The following is a 16,426-nucleotide window of genomic DNA, read 5'->3' on the forward strand; positions in this document are numbered from 1 at the left end:
TTCCGGCTCCGATTAACATGGTCGGCGTCAGGCCGTCGGCGTGGTAGCGGATGAGGCGCCCAACCCCCGGAATGCGCGCGGAGGGCCACACAAAGAGCAAGCCGCCGATGCCGCCAACAAGCAGTCGGCTGTCCTGCCAAGACAAAAACTTGGCACCCAGCGACCCAGGCCATTCCGACCGCGGCGCCGCAGACAAATTCTACAAACAGCAGTATGCTTGGGACCCCAGGCATGGCTAAGGGAGCTCCACCATAGAATCCTACGTCGCTGGGTCTGCGGACGCTCCGAGTGAGCGCATCGCGCAGAGCCTGTTCCCACAACGCGCCGAGTTGTTGCACGCAAGCATTTCGATATATCCGGAGATCGTAGTGCATGAAGGAGACGAGCCAAATGTCGTCGGCGACTTCGGTGATTCCGAGCCTCTGGCCGGCGAGCACGGTGGAGATGTTGATCTTCTTCTCTTCTTCCTGTGCATGCAGCTGCGCAGATGCCGCCGCAGGGCGGCGCTCCTCCTCCCTGTGTCTCGCCGCCGCCACGTCATTGCCAGGCAGCCGAAGGCAACGGCCCGTGGCCAATTCAGTGGTCCGCGTCCGATCCCACGGCTGATCTCGCAACGCGGTCGGCCTTTCCGCGAGCATAGCTAGGCATCTTGACGGCAATGATGGAGAGAATACCGATGATTATGCCGGCGATTACATCTATTAAATGATGACCGCCTTCAGGCAGAGTGGCCACAATCATGGCGGCATTCACCATGGCCAACACGACAAAAAGTGGCCGGATGGTCCGCGCGGCATAGACCAATGCCAATCCAAGTGCCGTGTGGAACGACGGGAACGTGACGAGCCCTGTGCCTTTAGTCATAATTAGATCAAACGGCTCGCCTGATCGCAGCGCCATAAGCACATGATGGTGCCACATTCCGGCATCAGTGGTGAAGTTCGAAAATAGCCCGCGCGCCGGCTTGAAATAGGCATAAGCGCCTTCAGCTGGCGCCAACGCCATCAGTGCGCCCGTGAAGACCGAGGCAACCGCTAGAAGAGCCACAAACTCCAGTGCTCGTTCTCGTTGGTTTCTCACCGCGTGGACTAACAAAACGAGCGGCATTTGAAACGCCAGCACATGATAAGCAAAAACCAGGACGGATGCTGTAGTCGGCTGGTTGGTCGTGGCCAGAAACCACCGCCAGTCGAAACCGAGGCAGGAATCGATAGAAGCTAGAACCGGGTCTGCCAGCGGCCTTGAGGTGGCCGACGCCAGGTACATGAAGACGGTGGTTGAAATGGCGAGCGGTATGAATGCAACTGCGGAAACGACCAGGATTCTCAAGCAGCCACAAAGATGTTTGATTATGCTGGCGATTGGGCTTGTATCAGATCTCAATCTATGGAGGGCAATTGCCGATGCCATCCAAGATGCGCTGAGGACAAGGGCCACCTTGCCTATGTCAACCCAGTTCCTCGGTGAAAAATCGACTGTAGAAAATGGCAACCAAAAAATGTCAATCAGCCCGAAAAGAGCTGTGACCAAGGCAATAGTTACTAAGTGATTTCGAGTTTCAACACCTCCGTCAGCCAATGAAGCATTCCTAACGCCGCCGTGTAAGATCACCAGGCATGCCCTTACATCTGTACACTGCAGGTCAGCATGGGGCACAGTCACTGCCATCGGCACAATGAGGATAAAGACGGAATGAGCATTGGCGTGGTCTGCCCATAGGCTTCGTATTCGGGGAACACCGCTCGCAAGACCCTCTCCTCGTTCACGAGCCGCCGATATTGGAAAGCCAGGGCAATCGCGCAGATTGCGACGGTCGCCCATGTCGCGTTGCCGAGAAGAATGCCGAGCAGGACGATCGCTTCGCAGACGTAGAGCGGGTGACGCACGATCTGGTAAGGCCCTGCCGTGACGAGCCGCCTGGCCTGCGCGGTGATGCTGAAGGATCTGCCAAGCCAGAACAGGCACAAGATGCAAAGAGCGAAACCAACTATGGTGGTCAGGTCCGCAACAAACTCGATCTGCGGAGCTGCCTGGATGCGAGGGACCGCGATCAAAGTTGCGGTGGCAAAGCATCCGATGAGCGCAGAGATTCGGGGTTCAATTCCGTGCGCTGTTCCCAGGGGCGGAAGACGCGCCACTGTCATCACAACGACGAGCACGAGAAAGCCGAGAGCGGCGACATCTGCGGTGAGATCGATAATCCACGCCACAGTCCATTCTGCGCCGGCAAGAGCTACCAAGAACGTTGCGGCCTTCAAAGTCGCGCAGAACGTGAAGTAGAGTGTCATCGTTGCACGCCCGGCGAAATCACGTATCTCTGGCGGAGGGAGCTTCATTGATTCTGCCCTTCGGAATCACTGGATAGGCGAGTTGCTCGACGTAAGTTGATGGAATCGGATCATCGACGCCATAGCGCTCCGGGACAGCGTTACCGGGCAGGTACATCGTTCCGAAGAGCGCATCGATCAATGAAAGTTGACCTGCGAAGTTCTTGTCGTATGCCGCGCGCTCGTGAGCGTGATGCCAATGATGGAACTGGGGTGACGCGATCAACCACCGAAGCGGGCCGATATTCAGCCTGACGTTGGCGTGCAGCAGAAGTCCGTGGACGTGAAAAATTATTGCAAACAGGGCGATCGCCGGGCTGCTGAAACCCAGCAGATATACAGGCACGAGCGACGCGCACTTTGTCAGAGCCTGGTCAACAGGATGAACCCTGTGCGCCGCCAACCAGTCCAGTTCTTCAATGCTGTGATGAATCGAATGGAAGCGCCACAAAAAGGGAACGGCGTGAAAGGTGCGGTGGGCCAGGTAAAAGCCAACGTCCGCAATGACAATGATCTCTGATACCTGGAGCCAAACAGGTTGCGATGATACTGCGCTGCCGACATAGGCCGGCACCAGCCGCCCCACCGTACTCGTTGCTACCGTGATAGCCGCGATCAGGCCAAGGCTTATCGGGATGCCATTAAACAGCGCATAGACGAGATCATTGAAGAAGGCTTTCCTAAATATCTTCTGATGGGGGCGCAGAGCGAACAGGTATTCGATCGGAACGAAGATCAGAACCGCAATTAAGAGCGCTTTGATATTCAGAATGTCCATACGGCGTCCCGCCGGCAAGACGCAATCCAAGCACTTCGCCAATTTGAGCGCAAGCTAATGATCTCTCACAGGTTGATTGAAAGTTAGTTTGCGCGCCAAACATGTCAGACTGAGAGCCCGCCTAGAACCGTGCGTTGCCATAGATCTGAAGCCCTAGCGTGCAGATAGCGGCGATCGAGATCGGCACACCGAAAGGGACGACGCCTTTGCGATCCAGATGCTGAACGTAGAGGCGGAAGGCGCCTTCGGGCAGCATCAAGGGGTTCTTCACGACTAACGCGGTCGCAAGCGCGAAGACCAGCAACAGCACGGAAAACACCAGGAGCCCGCTGCCGCCGATCAGAAACGAAATCACCGCCATCAGCTTGACATCGCCGGCGCCGACCTTGCGGATGGCCCAGAACGGGAAAAGCGCAACGAACAGCAGAAGGCCGGCAAGCGCGCTCAGGCCCATGTCCCACCACGACCCGGTGAGGATCGACACAAACTGCAGCGAACCCACCCCAAGGCACAAAAGCAGCAGCACGTCGCGGTTAGATATTTTTTGGGTGGTGAAGTCGAGCCATGCAACCCTTGCCAGCAAAGAAACCGCCAGCCCTTTCATCAGCAGCGCTCCGGCAAGCAACATGCTAGCGCCTTACCGTTCGAGGTTCTTCACGCTGGATGACAGGAGTCGCAAATTGTTGGCGACGGTCGGATCGTTGGGAGCCAGTTCGTACGCTTTAAGGAAATTGCTGCGCGCGTCCTGCAGCTTGCCGCGCAGCAGATAGGAATAGCCGACGTTATTGTAATATTCGGGCGTAGGCCCAATCAGCCGGAAGGCCTGGCCATAAGCCCTGTCGGCGAGATCGAAGCGGTGGATGCGGTCGCTGCAGGCGGCGAGGCCCAGCCATGCGACACCATCGTTGGGGGCAAGTTGCGTTGCCTTGTAGAACAGGGCGCCCGCATTGCCATAATTTTCCGAGCGGAACTGGTTCTTGGCTTCGGCAACGGCTTGGTCGGAGGCATAATATTCGACGTCGCTGACCGTCTTCAGTCCGTCGAAGGTATCGCCGAAGGCAGTAAGCTCCACTTTCGCCGGCTCGTTAGTGCGGACGACTCCCGTTGGATCCGTCGCATTCGACTGACATCCGGAAAGCACGACTACCAGCAAACTGGCAGCGGCAACGAGGCACATTGGCCTTTTCATTTTATCCCCCAGGGATCTTTCCGATCCCGTCCCCTGACCAAAGCACATCCCGGTCTAGAAGAAAATGCCCTTCATTCGAATGATCACTGGAAGCATCACAACCATCATCACAACAGGAAAGATGCATAGCCCCAGTGGTATCATCATCTTGACAGGCAAAGCGTTGGCGCGTTCCTCGGCGAAGAGAATTCTTTGTCCCCGCATTTCGTCGCTGTAGACGCGCAAGGCGTCCGTCAAACTGGTGCCGAGCTCTTCGGATTGACGGAACAGCACAGCCAGCGCGCGCGCCTCCTCCAGTCCAACGCGGTCGGATAGTTCGCGCAGGGCCTCGCGCAACGGCTTGCCCGCGCGCAACTGAAGATTCATGATCGCGAGTTGGATACCGAGCCATCTGTGGGTGCCAGCCAGTTCGCTGCCGACACGCTCGACAGCCGCCTCGAGGCTCATGCCGGCATCGGCGCAGGTGATCATCATGTCCATGAAATCCGGAAAGCCGCGACGATAAATCTGCTTTTGTCCCTTTTCGAATCGATCGAGAGCAATGCTCGGAATGACGATGCATCCCAGCCCAAGCAGGGCAGAGCCTGCAAAGGTGACAAGACCGGGAAGTCCGGGTGGCAATATCCGCGACAGGAGCGCAAACGTCACGGAAAAGCCAAGACAGACCGCACCAAGACGCGACAGAGTATAGATCATTGGCGCGCTTGACTGATAGAAGCCGGCGCGAAAGAGCTTTGCGTCCAGCGCGCTGGGCTGGTCGCGTTCTTTTTCGATCGATCTGAAATAGGCGTCGACCGGCCGCTGTGCTGAAATCTTGGCCAGTTCTTCCTGGCCCAAAAGCGAGCGGCGGTTGGGAATGCCCTCTGCCAGCAGGCTTTGCGCAACCAGTTTCCTCGTCTGCAGCGCCGGCAAGACGACGAGCGCGCCCACCAGAAACAGCGCTACGGCCGCCAGGAAGACGGCGATGGACACCAGAAGGCTCAGATCCTGGGTCACAACTTCTATAGCTCCGATCGCTCAAAAATCGAAATTGACCATACGGTACATGATGAAGTCGCCGAGCAGCGCCCAGAACCCGAAAACCAAGAATACAGGCATGATCAAGGGGCTGCCCCATACATCACCGTAGTAGCTGGGGGCTAGGCCCGTGAGGATGGCGAGCATCAAAAGAGGAAACAGGGAAATGATCCACGCGGACATTCGCCCCTCGGCAGAGAGCGCCCTAATCTTCAACCTGAGTTTCTGCCTTTCGCGCAGCACCACTGAGAGATTCGACAGAATTTCGGTAAGGTTGCCGCCGGTCTTGGCCTGAATCGACAGCGACACCGACAGCAAATGCAGACCTTCGAAACCGACGCGCTGCGAGAGTTTTCGCACCGCGTTTTCAAGGCTGAGGCCAAAGGTGATCTCGTCGGAAACAATGCCGAATTCGGTGCCCAGCGGATCAGGCATTTCTCGTGCGACAAGGCTTATAGCCACGGAAGTCGGATGACCGGCACGCAGCGAACGCACGATCATCTCAAGGGCATCCGGCAATTGCTTCGCGAATTTCTGGATTCGCCTGGCGCGCGCGCGGCGGAGAACCAGAAACGGCAGGAGGAATACGATGAGCAGAAAGATGATAAACGAAAACACGGCGGAGAAGTGCAGCAGGAACGCAAATACCAGTGCCAGGGCCAGTCCACCGAGAGCAAATGTCGCGACGAACGACAGCGGATTTCCGGTAACGCCGGATTGCGTGTACAGCCTGTTCAGGCCGACCGCATTGAAAAGAAAGTCGCCCGAGCTGGTAAGCCCACGTTCTTGCAGCAATCGCTGCAAGGTCTGTTCGGCCGGAGCGTCGTCGGCGAGCCGCTTCAGTCGACGGTTGATCGTGCTGACCGTTGAGCGCCGCTTGGAGTAAGTCACATACAGAGCCTCGGCCGCGAGGATGAGCGAGGCAGCCGCCAGTACATAGATGAAGTAGAGCAATGTCTGGCCGGTCAACATTAGAGCGGGACCTGTGGGTTGAACGCGTCCCTGGCGAACTGATGGCCAAGGGTCGCCGCTTCCTGGGCAAAGCGCGGACGAATGCCGGTCGCCCGAAATTCACCAACGATCTGGCCCTCGGCAGTCACATCGCGGCGGACGAAATGGTAAAGTTCCTGAACCTGTACGACATTGCCTTCCATACCGGTGAGTTCTGATATGGAAACAACCCGCCTTCCACCATCGGAAAGCCGTTGCGTCTGCACAATGATGTCGATGGCCGAGGCAATCTGAGCCCGTATTGAATCGTGGCTCATCGGCATGCCGGCCATACCGACCATCTGTTCCAATCGCGATATCGCATCTCGGGGCGTGTTGGCATGAATGGTGGTCATTGAACCTTCATGGCCGGTGTTCATAGCCTGCAGCATGTCGAAGGCTTCCTCGCCTCGCACCTCACCGACGATGATGCGGTCCGGCCGCATGCGAAGCGCATTTTTTAGCAATTCGCGCTGGCGAACTTCGCCCTTTCCCTCAACATTGGGCGGACGCGTCTCGAGACGGCCCACATGCGGCTGCTGCAGTTGCAGTTCCGCTGCGTCCTCGATGGTGATCAGGCGCTCCCTGGCTGGGATGTAGCTCGACAGGGCATTGAGCAGGGTCGTCTTGCCGCTGCCTGTGCCGCCCGAAACCAGGATCGACTTGCGGGCCTGCACGGCAATGCGCAACAGGTCGACCATCGGTTGCCGGATCGAATTAAACGCCATCAGACGTTCGAGCGAATAGGGGTTCTTGGAGAACTTGCGAATCGAGACCAGCGGGCCATCCACCGAGATCGGCCGCACAGCTATATTGACTCGCGACCCATCTTCCAGCCGCGCATCGACCATTGGCGCCGATTCATCGACGCGCCGGCCGATAGCCGAGACGATCTTGTTGATGACACGTAGCAGATGGGCTTCATCGCGAAAGCGGATCGCCGTCTCCTCTATGACTCCCCGCCGCTCGATGAAGACTCGCTTGTGGGTGTTGATCAGAATATCGGAAATCGAATCATCCTTGAGCAAAGGCTCGATCGGACCCAGCCCGAGCATCTCGTCAGCGGTGTCGCTGGTCAATTGGTCAAGTTCGCGGGCGTTAAGCGGCACGTTGCGAGCACGAACGAATTCCCGCACTATGGGGCGGATCTCGTTCAGGATTTCCTCCTTGGACGCACTTTCAAGGGCCGTCAGGTTGAAGCGATCAATCAAGTGGCGGTGGAGCTCGACCTTGAGCGTAAGGAAATCATCCCCCGGCGATTCGAATTCCGCAGAACGGGACAGTACGGGGACTGCCGGCACGATCGGATCAAGCTTCGGCTCGACCCGCGGCTCGCTTGGCCCTTTCGTGAATCGGCCCAGCATTTTGCGCTACCCCCCTTGGACACGCGTTGGGGGAACCTAAACGTCAACCCCGCAAGACGACAGCACCAAGCACTTCCACGAACTCAATGCTCTTGCACAGTTAACACTTAGGTCAAAAAAACATCTCATCTATTCGAAGGAGGCGTCCGGCCGTAAGTATACAAGGGCCTGCCAAAACATCCCCTGTGTCTTTTTGACCACAAGGCGCTTTACGGGCTCCGGCAAGGCCTTGGATATAATGGCATATGCCTATCCGCTAATATCGCCTCGCTTCTGCCACAGGCGCGGCGAAATTGTGAACGGATGGTTACAGACAGGCGAAAAGCAGGCAGATTCAACGTCTTGCTGCAGACAGAATCTCGAAACGTTATTACTATTTCAGGCACAGCCAGGTATAAAGAAGTCAAAGAACCGTTAACTTATTTGACTCTGCTTTTTATCGGCCCCTAGGATTAAGTCGACGGAGGATGCTTAGGTATGCGATTTCATCCTTGGCTCGTCTCGTCAGGGTTTGAACCTCCAAAGGGAGAAATTGGCATGAAAAGGCTCATGACGATGACCCGGCAGTTTCGCGACGACGAACACGGCGCTGCCATGGTCGAATATACCATCCTGCTCGGCATCATCACTGTCGCAGTGATCGCCACCATCATTCTTGTCGGTGGCTGGGTTACCGGCCAGTGGACAACGCTCCAGGCGGCGCTGCCGTGATATCCTGATTGTCATCATTGACGCCGGGAGGTCTCCCGGCGTCGATCCAGGCGGTGGGTGAAGGAGTCTGGCGGGGAAAGAAAGTGCGTGCAAACACTGTCATTATGATCGTTCTCGCCGGCGTATTCGGCGTGCTCGCAGTGGTTCTCGCCAATATCTGGCTGACCAGTCAACGCAGCGCTATGGCGAACACGGACGTGCCGCGCGACACCATTGTGGTGGCGGCCGTGTCTTTGAAATTCGGCGACACGCTGTCGGCCGATAAGCTGCGTGAAATTACATGGCCGGCGGGCGCGGTTCCGGCCGGTGCTTTCAAGACGACAAAAGATCTACTCGCTGGCGAAGGCACAAAGCAGGCGCTGCAGGCGATCGGCGCCAATGAACCCGTTCTTGCCACCAAGATTACCGGTCCCGGCCAGCGCGCCACTCTTTCGGCGGTGCTCGGCGAAGGCATGAAAGCTGTTTCCATCAGAGTCAACGATGTGCTCGGGGTCGCAGGATTCGTTTTCCCAGGTGATCGGGTCGATGTGCTCTTGACCCGCACCGTGCGCAATCCTGGAGGTGCGGACCAGAGTTTCGTCGACGTGCTGTTGCAGAGCATGAAGGTGCTCGCCGTCGACCAGGTCGCTGATGAAAGCACGGACAGTCCGACGGTGGTGAAATCGGTGACCGTAGAGGCTAGCACCAAGGACGCTCAGAAGCTGACGCTGGCCGCCGGCGCCGGCCAGTTGTCGCTGGCGCTTCGCCAGGCAGCAGCCGGCAAGGACGAGATCACCCAACGCATCACGCTTTCCGACCTGACCGGCGAAACGCCGGCCGATGTCGCAGCCAGGCAAGCCGAACTCGCCAGGCAGGCGACGGCGGATGCTGCTGCGGCAGCCGAGCGCAAGCGAGCCGACGACAAGATCAATGGCCTGACTCGGGCCGTCGAACAGGTCGGAAGCCGGCTCGACGACTTGAGCAAAGCAAAGCCTGCTCCGGCCGTGACCTCGGCACCCGAAGCGCAAGAGGTCGTTAATGAAGTGATCAAATATGTGCAGCCGGAGCCGTCAGCCCGTGCGACTATCGGCGTTTTTCGGGGCGTGAAGCTCGAAACATATGACGTACCGCGACAAAGATAACTCTGGTATATGGGATAAAGAGCGTCCGAAGAGCCGCCAAAAGGGGGAATGCAGATGCGAACGGTCCGGAAAACACTGGCAGCCGCCGCGCTGGCCTGTTCGGTGATATTACTGCCGATCGGCCTTGAGGCTACGGCAGCCGATCGCCGTATCGACGTGTCGAACCCCAAGGTCCATCGTGTCTTCCTGCCCATGTCGCAATCGCTGACGATTGAGGTGAATGCCACTCTTGGCGATATCGTCGTCGCCGACGAGAAGATCGCAGATGCCCAGCCGATGACCGACAAGACGCTCTACGTCATTGCCAAGGGCGCCGGTACCACCACCGTCAATCTCTTTTCCGAAGACAAGCGCTCGCTTGGCGTAATCCAGATCGAGGTCGGCGTCGACGTCAATGATATGGCGCAGGCAATTCGGCAGGTAGCGCCCAGATCGCGGATCGATATCGGTTCGGTCAATGGCAAGGTCCGGCTTGGCGGGCATGTGAAGGACGGCGCCACGCTGGCGTCGATCCTGGAAGTGGCCCAGCAATACGGTCCCGACGCGATTATCAATGCCGTTACCGTTGATGACAGCCAGCAAGTTAATCTGGAAGTGCGCGTGCTTGAGGCCAAGCGCAATGCCGGTCGTGACCTTGGTGTGTCGATCCGGAGCACGAACAACAGCGGAACGACACGAACTGGAACGGGCATTGCCGCCGTCGATGAAGATAACGTGGTGCTCGGACCGGGCGGTCTGCTCACTGGCCTGCTGTCGAACACCAATCCATTCGCGGCGCTGATCACTCGCGTCATCGACAGCAACATCAAGGTCGATCTGATCATCGAGGCGCTTGAGGCAAAGGGTGTCGTGCGCATGTTGGCCGAGCCCAATCTCACCACACTTTCCGGCGAGCCGGCCAGCTTCAACGCCGGCGGTGAAGTACCCATCCGCAGCCTCGACAGCGATGGCCAGATCAACATTGTGTACAAGCAGTTCGGCGTAAATCTGCAGTTCACGCCGATCGTGCTCAACGACGTCAAGATCCATATCAAGCTAGCGCCGGAGGTAAGCGACCTGAACGGCTTCACGCCGGCCGGTGACCCGATCTTCACCACCCGCAAGCTGGCGACCGTCGTCGAGTTGCGCGACGGTCAGAGTTTCGCCGTCGGCGGGCTTTTGTCCAGCAAGAATACCAAAATCCAGAGGCAGGTACCATGGCTGGGCCAAGTGCCGATTGTCGGCGCGCTGTTCCACAATTCAAGCAATCAGAAGGAAGAGACCGAACTGGTCGTCATCGTCACCCCGCATATTGTTCGCCCAGTGAAGCCCGGCGAGCAACTGGCGACCCCATTCGACAAGACACGGCCGGCCAACGACCCGGAATTTTTCGTGCTTGGCCAACTGGAAGTAACCAAGGACATGGTGCGCAAATATGAAGTAGGCGAAGGCGTCGTCGGCCCCTATGGCCACATGCTCGACGTGAAATCCAAGGACAAGATGATCTATGTCAAGAAATAGGGTGTTGATCATGCTTTTGTGCGCCAGCGGGCTGACGGGCTGCGCCGACTATCTGAACCGCTACGACACGGTGACATTGGCCGCGGGCGACACCCAGAAATACAATTCGCTTCTGCAGACGGTCGACCCGCTCAATCCGGCGTCGAAAAAGACCACTATTGAAGGGGATGGCGCGCGCGCTGCTGCTCTTGCCCAGAGTTACAAGTTCCCACCGCCACCGCCGCCGCCGCCAGCGATAACGGTCAATGTCGGGACGCCGAAAGACACAGCGGATTGAACGGAAGGATCAGCGCGTCAGGTAAACGAGGGATCCTGGCGCCAAAGAGCAAAAGAGCAAGGCCATGCTGCGTATTGTTCGCGCGTTCTGGCACGATCAGAGGGGAATAGCGCTGATACTGGTCAGCGTCATGCTGCCGGCGATCATCGGGTTTTCTCTGCTGGTGATCGACATGAGCCGGGTCAACAATCTGCACAACGATCTGCAGAAGGGGGCTGATGCGTTTGCGCTGGCGGGCGCGGCTGAGCTGGATGGGACGTCGGACTCTATCAGCCGTGCTGACAGGGCGATCGCTACGCTGGTAAGCAATCGATACACCTTCTCGACCGCCGGCCCTCCTCAAATGCTCGCTTCTGCCGGAGTAACACGCCGATATCTTCGCTCGTTGCCGGCCACCGACAATCTCCCGATTGTGCCCGCCAATGTGATCACCGACGAGCTGAATGACGCCAAACTTGCCCGTTTTGTTGAAGTCACTGTAACCCCGGTCGGGTTTGCCGCAATCTTCCCGGCTTCCTTCTTGTCATCCGGCGCCAGCAACAGTTTCAATGTCGGCGCAGTCGCCGTGGCGGGCTTCACCTCCGCCGTCTGCGATTTCACGCCGGTCTTTATGTGCAACCCCTACGAGACGGTGAACGGGACGAATGCAGCGGGCGGATACACACTTGAGCAAGCCATCGCAAATCCGGCTGTCCATCGTCGACTGATCGAACTGAGGAAGGTCGGAAACGGGGCTGCCGCTGGTCCTGGCAACTTCGGTTTCCTCGAACCTCCGGCCGGTGTGGGCAACGGTGCTCAAGCTCTCGCGCAAACGATTGCAACATCAAGGCCGATTGGTTGCTACAGCTCCGCTAGCGTTAGCACGAAGACTGGCCAGAACGCCGGCCCAGTGCAAGACGCCTTCAATGTTCGTTTCGGCATTGCGGCAAGCGGCAACCATTTTGATAGTGCCGAATACGGTCCAGCCGCGAACGTCCGCAAAGGGGCAATTAAGACCCGAGGGAGCGCAAACCAATGTCCTTCCATGAACCAACTTTCATTCACCGAAGCTGGAACAATGGGCCTTCCGCGCGACGCGACCACTCCATACCTCGGCGGCCGAATGGGCGATGGAAATTGGAATTTCTCTGGTTACTGGAGCACCAACTTTGGCTCCGCTGCCTATCCATCCTCATGGAATACGACCAAGCCGACGCGCTATCAGGTCTACCGTTACGAAATATCGGCCGGGTTGGTAGGCACGGCGTCGACCGGTGGAGAGATCGGAACCCCGTCGGCAGCTTGCCAACCCCCTGTCACGACGGTTGACCGTCGGTTGATTTACGGCGCGATCCTGAACTGCAATGCACTCCAAGCAGCCGGCAGCGATCTGTCCGGCCACAGCACGGGTCTGCCGGTCGAAGCTTTTGCAAGCTTTTTGCTCACTGAACCGGTTGCGTCGCCGTCGGAAGACGCATCCGTGATGGTTGAACTGGTAGACGTTACTGGGGGTGGTGGCCAAGGCACGCTAGACAATTTCCTCCGCGACGAAGCTCAGCTTTACCGGTGATGGCGATGATTGGAATTCTATTGCGTCATCTCGATAGATTTCGATACGACCAGCGCGGTGCAGTGCTCATCGAAATGACGCTGATCACGCCGCTGATGCTGATTTTGGCGGGTGGCGTGTTCGAGTTCGGTAATCTGATTCACGAAAAACTCTTGATGGAAGCCGGGCTTTCAGATGCAAGCCGCTTCGCCGCGCGCTGCAACAGCCAATTGTATACACAAGCCGGGCTTGCGGCGATCAACTGCGCCGACATTGCTGCAAATATCGCGGTGTTCGGCAATGCGGCGGGAACAGGCAGTGCACGCGTCGGCGGCTGGCAGAAATCGAATGTGACGGTGACAATCGCTGCCGCCGGTTCCTGCCATGACGCTGTGGTCGCCGGCGTCGCCCAATATCGATCAACCACCGCGCAGGTCTGTATCGTCAGGGCTGCGGGTACCTTGGCGTACAGCGGGGTCGGCATGCTATCGATCATCGGCCTCGGCCCGATCACGCTGAACGGCTCTCATGAGGAGCGGCTGATCCGGTTCTGATCATGATCAAGCGTTTTGCGGAATCGGACGACGGCGCGGCGATGGTCGAAATGACCATCGTTTCGACGCTGCTGTTTGCCCTTGTCCTCGGTTTCGTCGATTTCGCTCACGCCTTCTACCAATGGAACGCTGCTACCAAGGCGGTCCAGCTCGGCGCCCGGCTGGCCTCGATTTCAGACCCCATTGCGACGGCCCTTGCGACTGCGGCGCCGACGACGACACCGGGTGCGCCTGTCGTTGCCGCGGCATATGGCCCCTTCGTCTGCACATATACTGCTGGCACAGGGGCTTGTACCAACGGGGGCGCATTCAATGCCGCCAACTTCAGCCGTGTCTTCCGCGGGGACACGGCAAACACCAACGATGATGCCTGTCCCCCACTCGCAGCAAATCAACGGCCCGGGATGTGCCACTTCTTTCCGCGCTTGCGCCGCGACAACGTGGTGGTCACCTACAGCGCGACTGGCTTGAGCTATCAGACCCGGCTGGGCGGACCGGTGCCGACAATCACCGTAAGTCTTCAAAACGTGACCTTTCAGTTCTTCTTTCTGCAAGGGCTGATGGGCTTTGCGAACGTCACCATGCCGTCCATGCTAAGCACGGTTACGGGCGAAGACCTGAAGAGCACATCACCATGAACGCTATCAACACCAAGGTTCTCCCAACCAAACGAAAGCAGGTCGCCCTGTTCTCGTCGGATTCGCAGTTCAAGCATGACGTGGCGACGCGGCTCGATGCGCTGGCGATCTATGACGTCCGGATTTCCGAAACGGATGACTTTCTCAAAGGCCCGACCCCCGACACGCGGCCGGGCATCGTAATCCTCGATCTTGCCAATGGCGATCTGCTTGGCAAGCCCGGCATTGTCGAGGGGCGCGCCCTGTGGGCGGCCGTGCCGCTGATTGCGGTTTCAGACGAGCTGACCTCTGAACAGACGCGCATCCTGGTGCGCATGAACGCCTCGGACTGGCTGCACAAACCACTCGATGCCAAGGAGCTTCTGAATGCGGTCACCTTTCACGACACCGGCAACCAGGGCACCAAGAGCCGCATCATCACCTTCATCAGCGCTAGCGGCGGCGCCGGCGCCACGACGCTCGCTTTGTCGGCCGCGGACTTCCTGGCCTCGAAATCCGCCGAACGTGCAGCTTCGACCTGCCTCGTCGACCTCGACTTCCAAAGCGCCAATTGTGGCGCCTATCTCAACCTCTTCAACCAGTTCGACCTTGCCGGCATCATCGGCCAGCCGGAAAGGCTCGATGTCGAACTGATGGACGTTATCAAGCTCTCGCGCCCGTCCGGCCTGACGCTGTACGCCTTCGAAAGGCCGCAACTGCCATTCGAGCCGCAGGGCGCGGATTTCGTGTTCCGGCTGCTGGACCTCGTCGCCTATCGCTTCGATGACATCGTCATCGACCTGCCCAACATCGAAACTCCCTGGCAGAATCCTGTGCTTTCCACGAGCGACGCGATCTTCATCGTGTTCGAGCTCAACGTCGCCTCGCTGCGGCAGGGCAAGCGGCTCTACAAGAAGATCCGCGATTTGCGCGGCAATTTGGTGAACATCACGCTGGTCGCCAACAAGCACAGGCGCAAATGGTTCGGCAACCACTTTTCGCGCAGCGAACTCGAAAAGATATTCAAGGCACCGCACATCAAATCGGTTGCCCTGGACAATGCGCTGCTGACCGATGCGCTGAACCGAGCCATCATGCCTTCCGAAGTGGACGGGCGGGCACGCTTCAACAAGGATTTGAAGCGGATGTTCAAAGAGCGGCTCGATGACACTGCCCGATAGATATCGCTTCGTTCCAACGCTTGCGGGCGCCTGCATCATGGGCCTGGCATTGGGGGCATCGGCCTGGGACTGCGCCGATGCCCGCTCCGCGCTATCGGACCAGCCGCCGCTGCCAGCCATGGGCCCCAGCCTGCGCAAGTTCGTTGTTTTCCAAACCGCGGAACAGCCGGGCACGATCATTATCCGCAAGCAGGAGAAGGCGCTCTATCTTGTGACCCGAGAGGGTGAGGCGCTGCGCTACCAGATCAGCGTCGGGCGTGACGGATTTGGCTGGACCGGCACCGTTGAAGTGGGGGCGAAAACCGAATGGCCGGAATGGCGCCCACCAAGAGAAATGCGCGCGCGCCAGCCGGAGCTGCCGGATATGGTGCCGGCCGGTCCCTACAATCCGCTCGGCGCACGGGCGCTCTACTTATCCCGAGACGGACACGACACGCTTTATCGCATACACGGCACCAACGACCCTTCAGGCGTTGGCTTCGACGGCACATCGGGATGCTTTCGTCTTACCAACACCGATGTGATCGATCTTTTCAGGCGCGTCTCGGTCGGTGCAAAGGTGGTGGTCCAATGACGATGATTAGCGACCCGGACATGCCGGCGATCGACATTGGGCCGGCGACCCAACCTATAGAGCAAGCTGTCGCTGGGAAACCGAGCAATGCCAGGATGATCGGCGTTGTCGCTGCAGGCGCCTTGCTGATCACAGCCGCAAATCTAACAGCCGCGTTCTATCTCTTCCGCGGCATCAACGATCTGCGCTCTGTCGAAGGGAGGCTGGAACAGCTCGGATCGTTCGAGCAACGGATTGCGGCCCGGCTCGACACCGTCAATAACGGCTTTCAAAGCCGGTTCGAAAAACTGCACAATCAACTGCAGGGTAGCTTCAGCCAGATCAACGGCAGCATTGCCCGGATTGAACAGAACTTACCGCTGGTCCACGACGACGTTTCTAGCGTGGCGGAGCCTCTTGTTGAGACGACCAGCGCCACGGCGGAGCCGCTCAGCGATCTCGATGGTGAAGAAGCGACCGAACACAGTATCGTCGAAGCACCACGCCCGCCCAAAAGGAGGAGCGCAGCACCGGTGCCTCCTGCCCCAAGCTCCTCCTACCGGCGCATAGAGCAGCCTGACGGCAAGGTGTATTATCGCAAGATCGATTAGAGCGGGATACGGGAGCGTAGGGAATGCTTGCCAGACAAGATCGTCCGCCACTTTTGGCGTCGCGCGTGTCGCGACAGACGAATCGACGCTCGAAAGGGAGGCAAGACT

19 protein-coding genes and 1 pseudogene are annotated in these 16,426 nt (G+C 58.3%); 11 read left to right on the forward strand and 9 right to left on the reverse strand.

Annotation, left to right across the window (positions count from 1 at the left end; translation table 11 throughout):
- Nucleotides 1-359: 359 nt before the first annotated feature.
- A pseudogene (locus NKH78_RS32735) lies at nucleotides 360-458 on the reverse strand (transposase); the annotation flags it as partial.
- 118 nt (nucleotides 459-576) lie between these two features.
- Nucleotides 577-1,266, reverse strand: a complete 690-nt coding sequence (locus NKH78_RS28075; RefSeq protein WP_352823789.1) for a phosphatase PAP2 family protein — start codon at nucleotides 1,264-1,266, stop codon at nucleotides 577-579.
- On the opposite strand from NKH78_RS28075, the gene NKH78_RS28080 reads away from it, so the two are divergent.
- Nucleotides 1,265-1,549: a hypothetical protein gene (locus tag NKH78_RS28080; RefSeq protein WP_352507989.1), complete on the forward strand. Its 285-nt coding sequence runs from the start codon at nucleotides 1,265-1,267 to the stop codon at nucleotides 1,547-1,549. The genes NKH78_RS28075 and NKH78_RS28080 overlap by 2 nt on opposite strands.
- A gap of 109 nt (nucleotides 1,550-1,658) precedes the next feature.
- On the opposite strand, the gene NKH78_RS28085 is transcribed toward NKH78_RS28080, so the two are convergent.
- From NKH78_RS28085 to NKH78_RS28115, 7 genes are all read right to left on the reverse strand, one after another.
- Nucleotides 1,659-2,288: a methyltransferase family protein gene (locus tag NKH78_RS28085; RefSeq protein ID WP_352507990.1), complete on the reverse strand. Its 630-nt coding sequence runs from the start codon at nucleotides 2,286-2,288 to the stop codon at nucleotides 1,659-1,661.
- A 19-nt stretch (nucleotides 2,289-2,307) separates the two neighbouring features.
- Nucleotides 2,308-3,105: a sterol desaturase family protein gene (locus NKH78_RS28090; protein ID WP_352884830.1), complete on the reverse strand. Its 798-nt coding sequence runs from the start codon at nucleotides 3,103-3,105 to the stop codon at nucleotides 2,308-2,310.
- Between the two features lie 121 nt (nucleotides 3,106-3,226).
- The gene (locus NKH78_RS28095) at nucleotides 3,227-3,733 is read right to left on the reverse strand and encodes a prepilin peptidase (protein WP_352706312.1); all 507 of its coding nucleotides are present in this window, start codon (nucleotides 3,731-3,733) and stop codon (nucleotides 3,227-3,229) included.
- 9 nt (nucleotides 3,734-3,742) lie between these two features.
- Nucleotides 3,743-4,294 (reverse strand): tetratricopeptide repeat protein, encoded by a 552-nt coding sequence (locus tag NKH78_RS28100; protein WP_502896167.1) that lies wholly within the window; start codon nucleotides 4,292-4,294, stop codon nucleotides 3,743-3,745.
- Nucleotides 4,295-4,348: 54 nt separating this feature from the next.
- The gene (locus tag NKH78_RS28105; RefSeq protein ID WP_502899860.1) at nucleotides 4,349-5,290 is read right to left on the reverse strand and encodes a type II secretion system F family protein; all 942 of its coding nucleotides are present in this window, start codon (nucleotides 5,288-5,290) and stop codon (nucleotides 4,349-4,351) included.
- Nucleotides 5,291-5,311: 21 nt separating this feature from the next.
- On the reverse strand, nucleotides 5,312-6,283 hold the full coding sequence (locus NKH78_RS28110) for a type II secretion system F family protein (protein WP_352542681.1): 972 nt from the start codon (nucleotides 6,281-6,283) through the stop codon (nucleotides 5,312-5,314).
- Nucleotides 6,283-7,665, reverse strand: coding sequence for a TadA family conjugal transfer-associated ATPase (locus tag NKH78_RS28115; RefSeq protein WP_352706318.1), 1,383 nt, complete (start codon nucleotides 7,663-7,665; stop codon nucleotides 6,283-6,285). The genes NKH78_RS28110 and NKH78_RS28115 overlap by 1 nt, the downstream gene beginning before the upstream one ends.
- A 537-nt stretch (nucleotides 7,666-8,202) precedes the next feature.
- Between NKH78_RS28115 and NKH78_RS28120 the strand changes: the two genes are divergently transcribed.
- From NKH78_RS28120 to NKH78_RS28165, 10 genes are all read left to right on the forward strand, one after another.
- The gene (locus NKH78_RS28120) at nucleotides 8,203-8,376 is read left to right on the forward strand and encodes a Flp family type IVb pilin (RefSeq protein ID WP_352719138.1); all 174 of its coding nucleotides are present in this window, start codon (nucleotides 8,203-8,205) and stop codon (nucleotides 8,374-8,376) included.
- Nucleotides 8,377-8,459: 83 nt separating this feature from the next.
- Nucleotides 8,460-9,497 carry a Flp pilus assembly protein CpaB gene (gene cpaB, locus NKH78_RS28125; RefSeq protein WP_352739459.1) on the forward strand — a complete coding sequence of 346 codons (1,038 nt, stop codon included), beginning with the start codon at nucleotides 8,460-8,462 and terminating at the stop codon, nucleotides 9,495-9,497.
- 54 nt (nucleotides 9,498-9,551) lie between these two features.
- Nucleotides 9,552-10,997: a type II and III secretion system protein family protein gene (locus NKH78_RS28130; protein WP_502899861.1), complete on the forward strand. Its 1,446-nt coding sequence runs from the start codon at nucleotides 9,552-9,554 to the stop codon at nucleotides 10,995-10,997.
- On the forward strand, nucleotides 10,984-11,274 hold the full coding sequence (locus tag NKH78_RS28135; protein ID WP_352884831.1) for a hypothetical protein: 291 nt from the start codon (nucleotides 10,984-10,986) through the stop codon (nucleotides 11,272-11,274). Before NKH78_RS28130 ends, NKH78_RS28135 begins: the two co-directional genes overlap by 14 nt.
- A 64-nt stretch (nucleotides 11,275-11,338) precedes the next feature.
- Entirely contained in the window at nucleotides 11,339-12,823 is a 1,485-nt protein-coding gene (locus NKH78_RS28140; protein WP_352778842.1) for a TadE/TadG family type IV pilus assembly protein, read from the forward strand.
- 20 nt (nucleotides 12,824-12,843) lie between these two features.
- On the forward strand, nucleotides 12,844-13,356 hold the full coding sequence (locus NKH78_RS28145) for a TadE/TadG family type IV pilus assembly protein (protein WP_352884832.1): 513 nt from the start codon (nucleotides 12,844-12,846) through the stop codon (nucleotides 13,354-13,356).
- 2 nt (nucleotides 13,357-13,358) lie between these two features.
- Nucleotides 13,359-13,994, forward strand: a complete 636-nt coding sequence (locus NKH78_RS28150; protein WP_352739450.1) for a TadE/TadG family type IV pilus assembly protein — start codon at nucleotides 13,359-13,361, stop codon at nucleotides 13,992-13,994.
- Nucleotides 13,991-15,154 carry a CpaE/TadZ family protein gene (locus NKH78_RS28155; RefSeq protein ID WP_352739448.1) on the forward strand — a complete coding sequence of 388 codons (1,164 nt, stop codon included), beginning with the start codon at nucleotides 13,991-13,993 and terminating at the stop codon, nucleotides 15,152-15,154. Before NKH78_RS28150 ends, NKH78_RS28155 begins: the two co-directional genes overlap by 4 nt.
- Nucleotides 15,138-15,728, forward strand: a complete 591-nt coding sequence (locus NKH78_RS28160; RefSeq protein ID WP_352739446.1) for a L,D-transpeptidase — start codon at nucleotides 15,138-15,140, stop codon at nucleotides 15,726-15,728. Before NKH78_RS28155 ends, NKH78_RS28160 begins: the two co-directional genes overlap by 17 nt.
- Complete coding sequence (locus NKH78_RS28165) at nucleotides 15,725-16,318, forward strand: hypothetical protein (protein ID WP_352739444.1); 594 nt, start codon at nucleotides 15,725-15,727, stop codon at nucleotides 16,316-16,318. The genes NKH78_RS28160 and NKH78_RS28165 overlap by 4 nt, the downstream gene beginning before the upstream one ends.
- The last annotated feature ends 108 nt before the right edge of the window (nucleotides 16,319-16,426 follow it).

The organism is Mesorhizobium sp. M0910 (assembly GCF_040319465.1).
GTDB lineage: Bacteria > Pseudomonadota > Alphaproteobacteria > Rhizobiales > Rhizobiaceae > Mesorhizobium.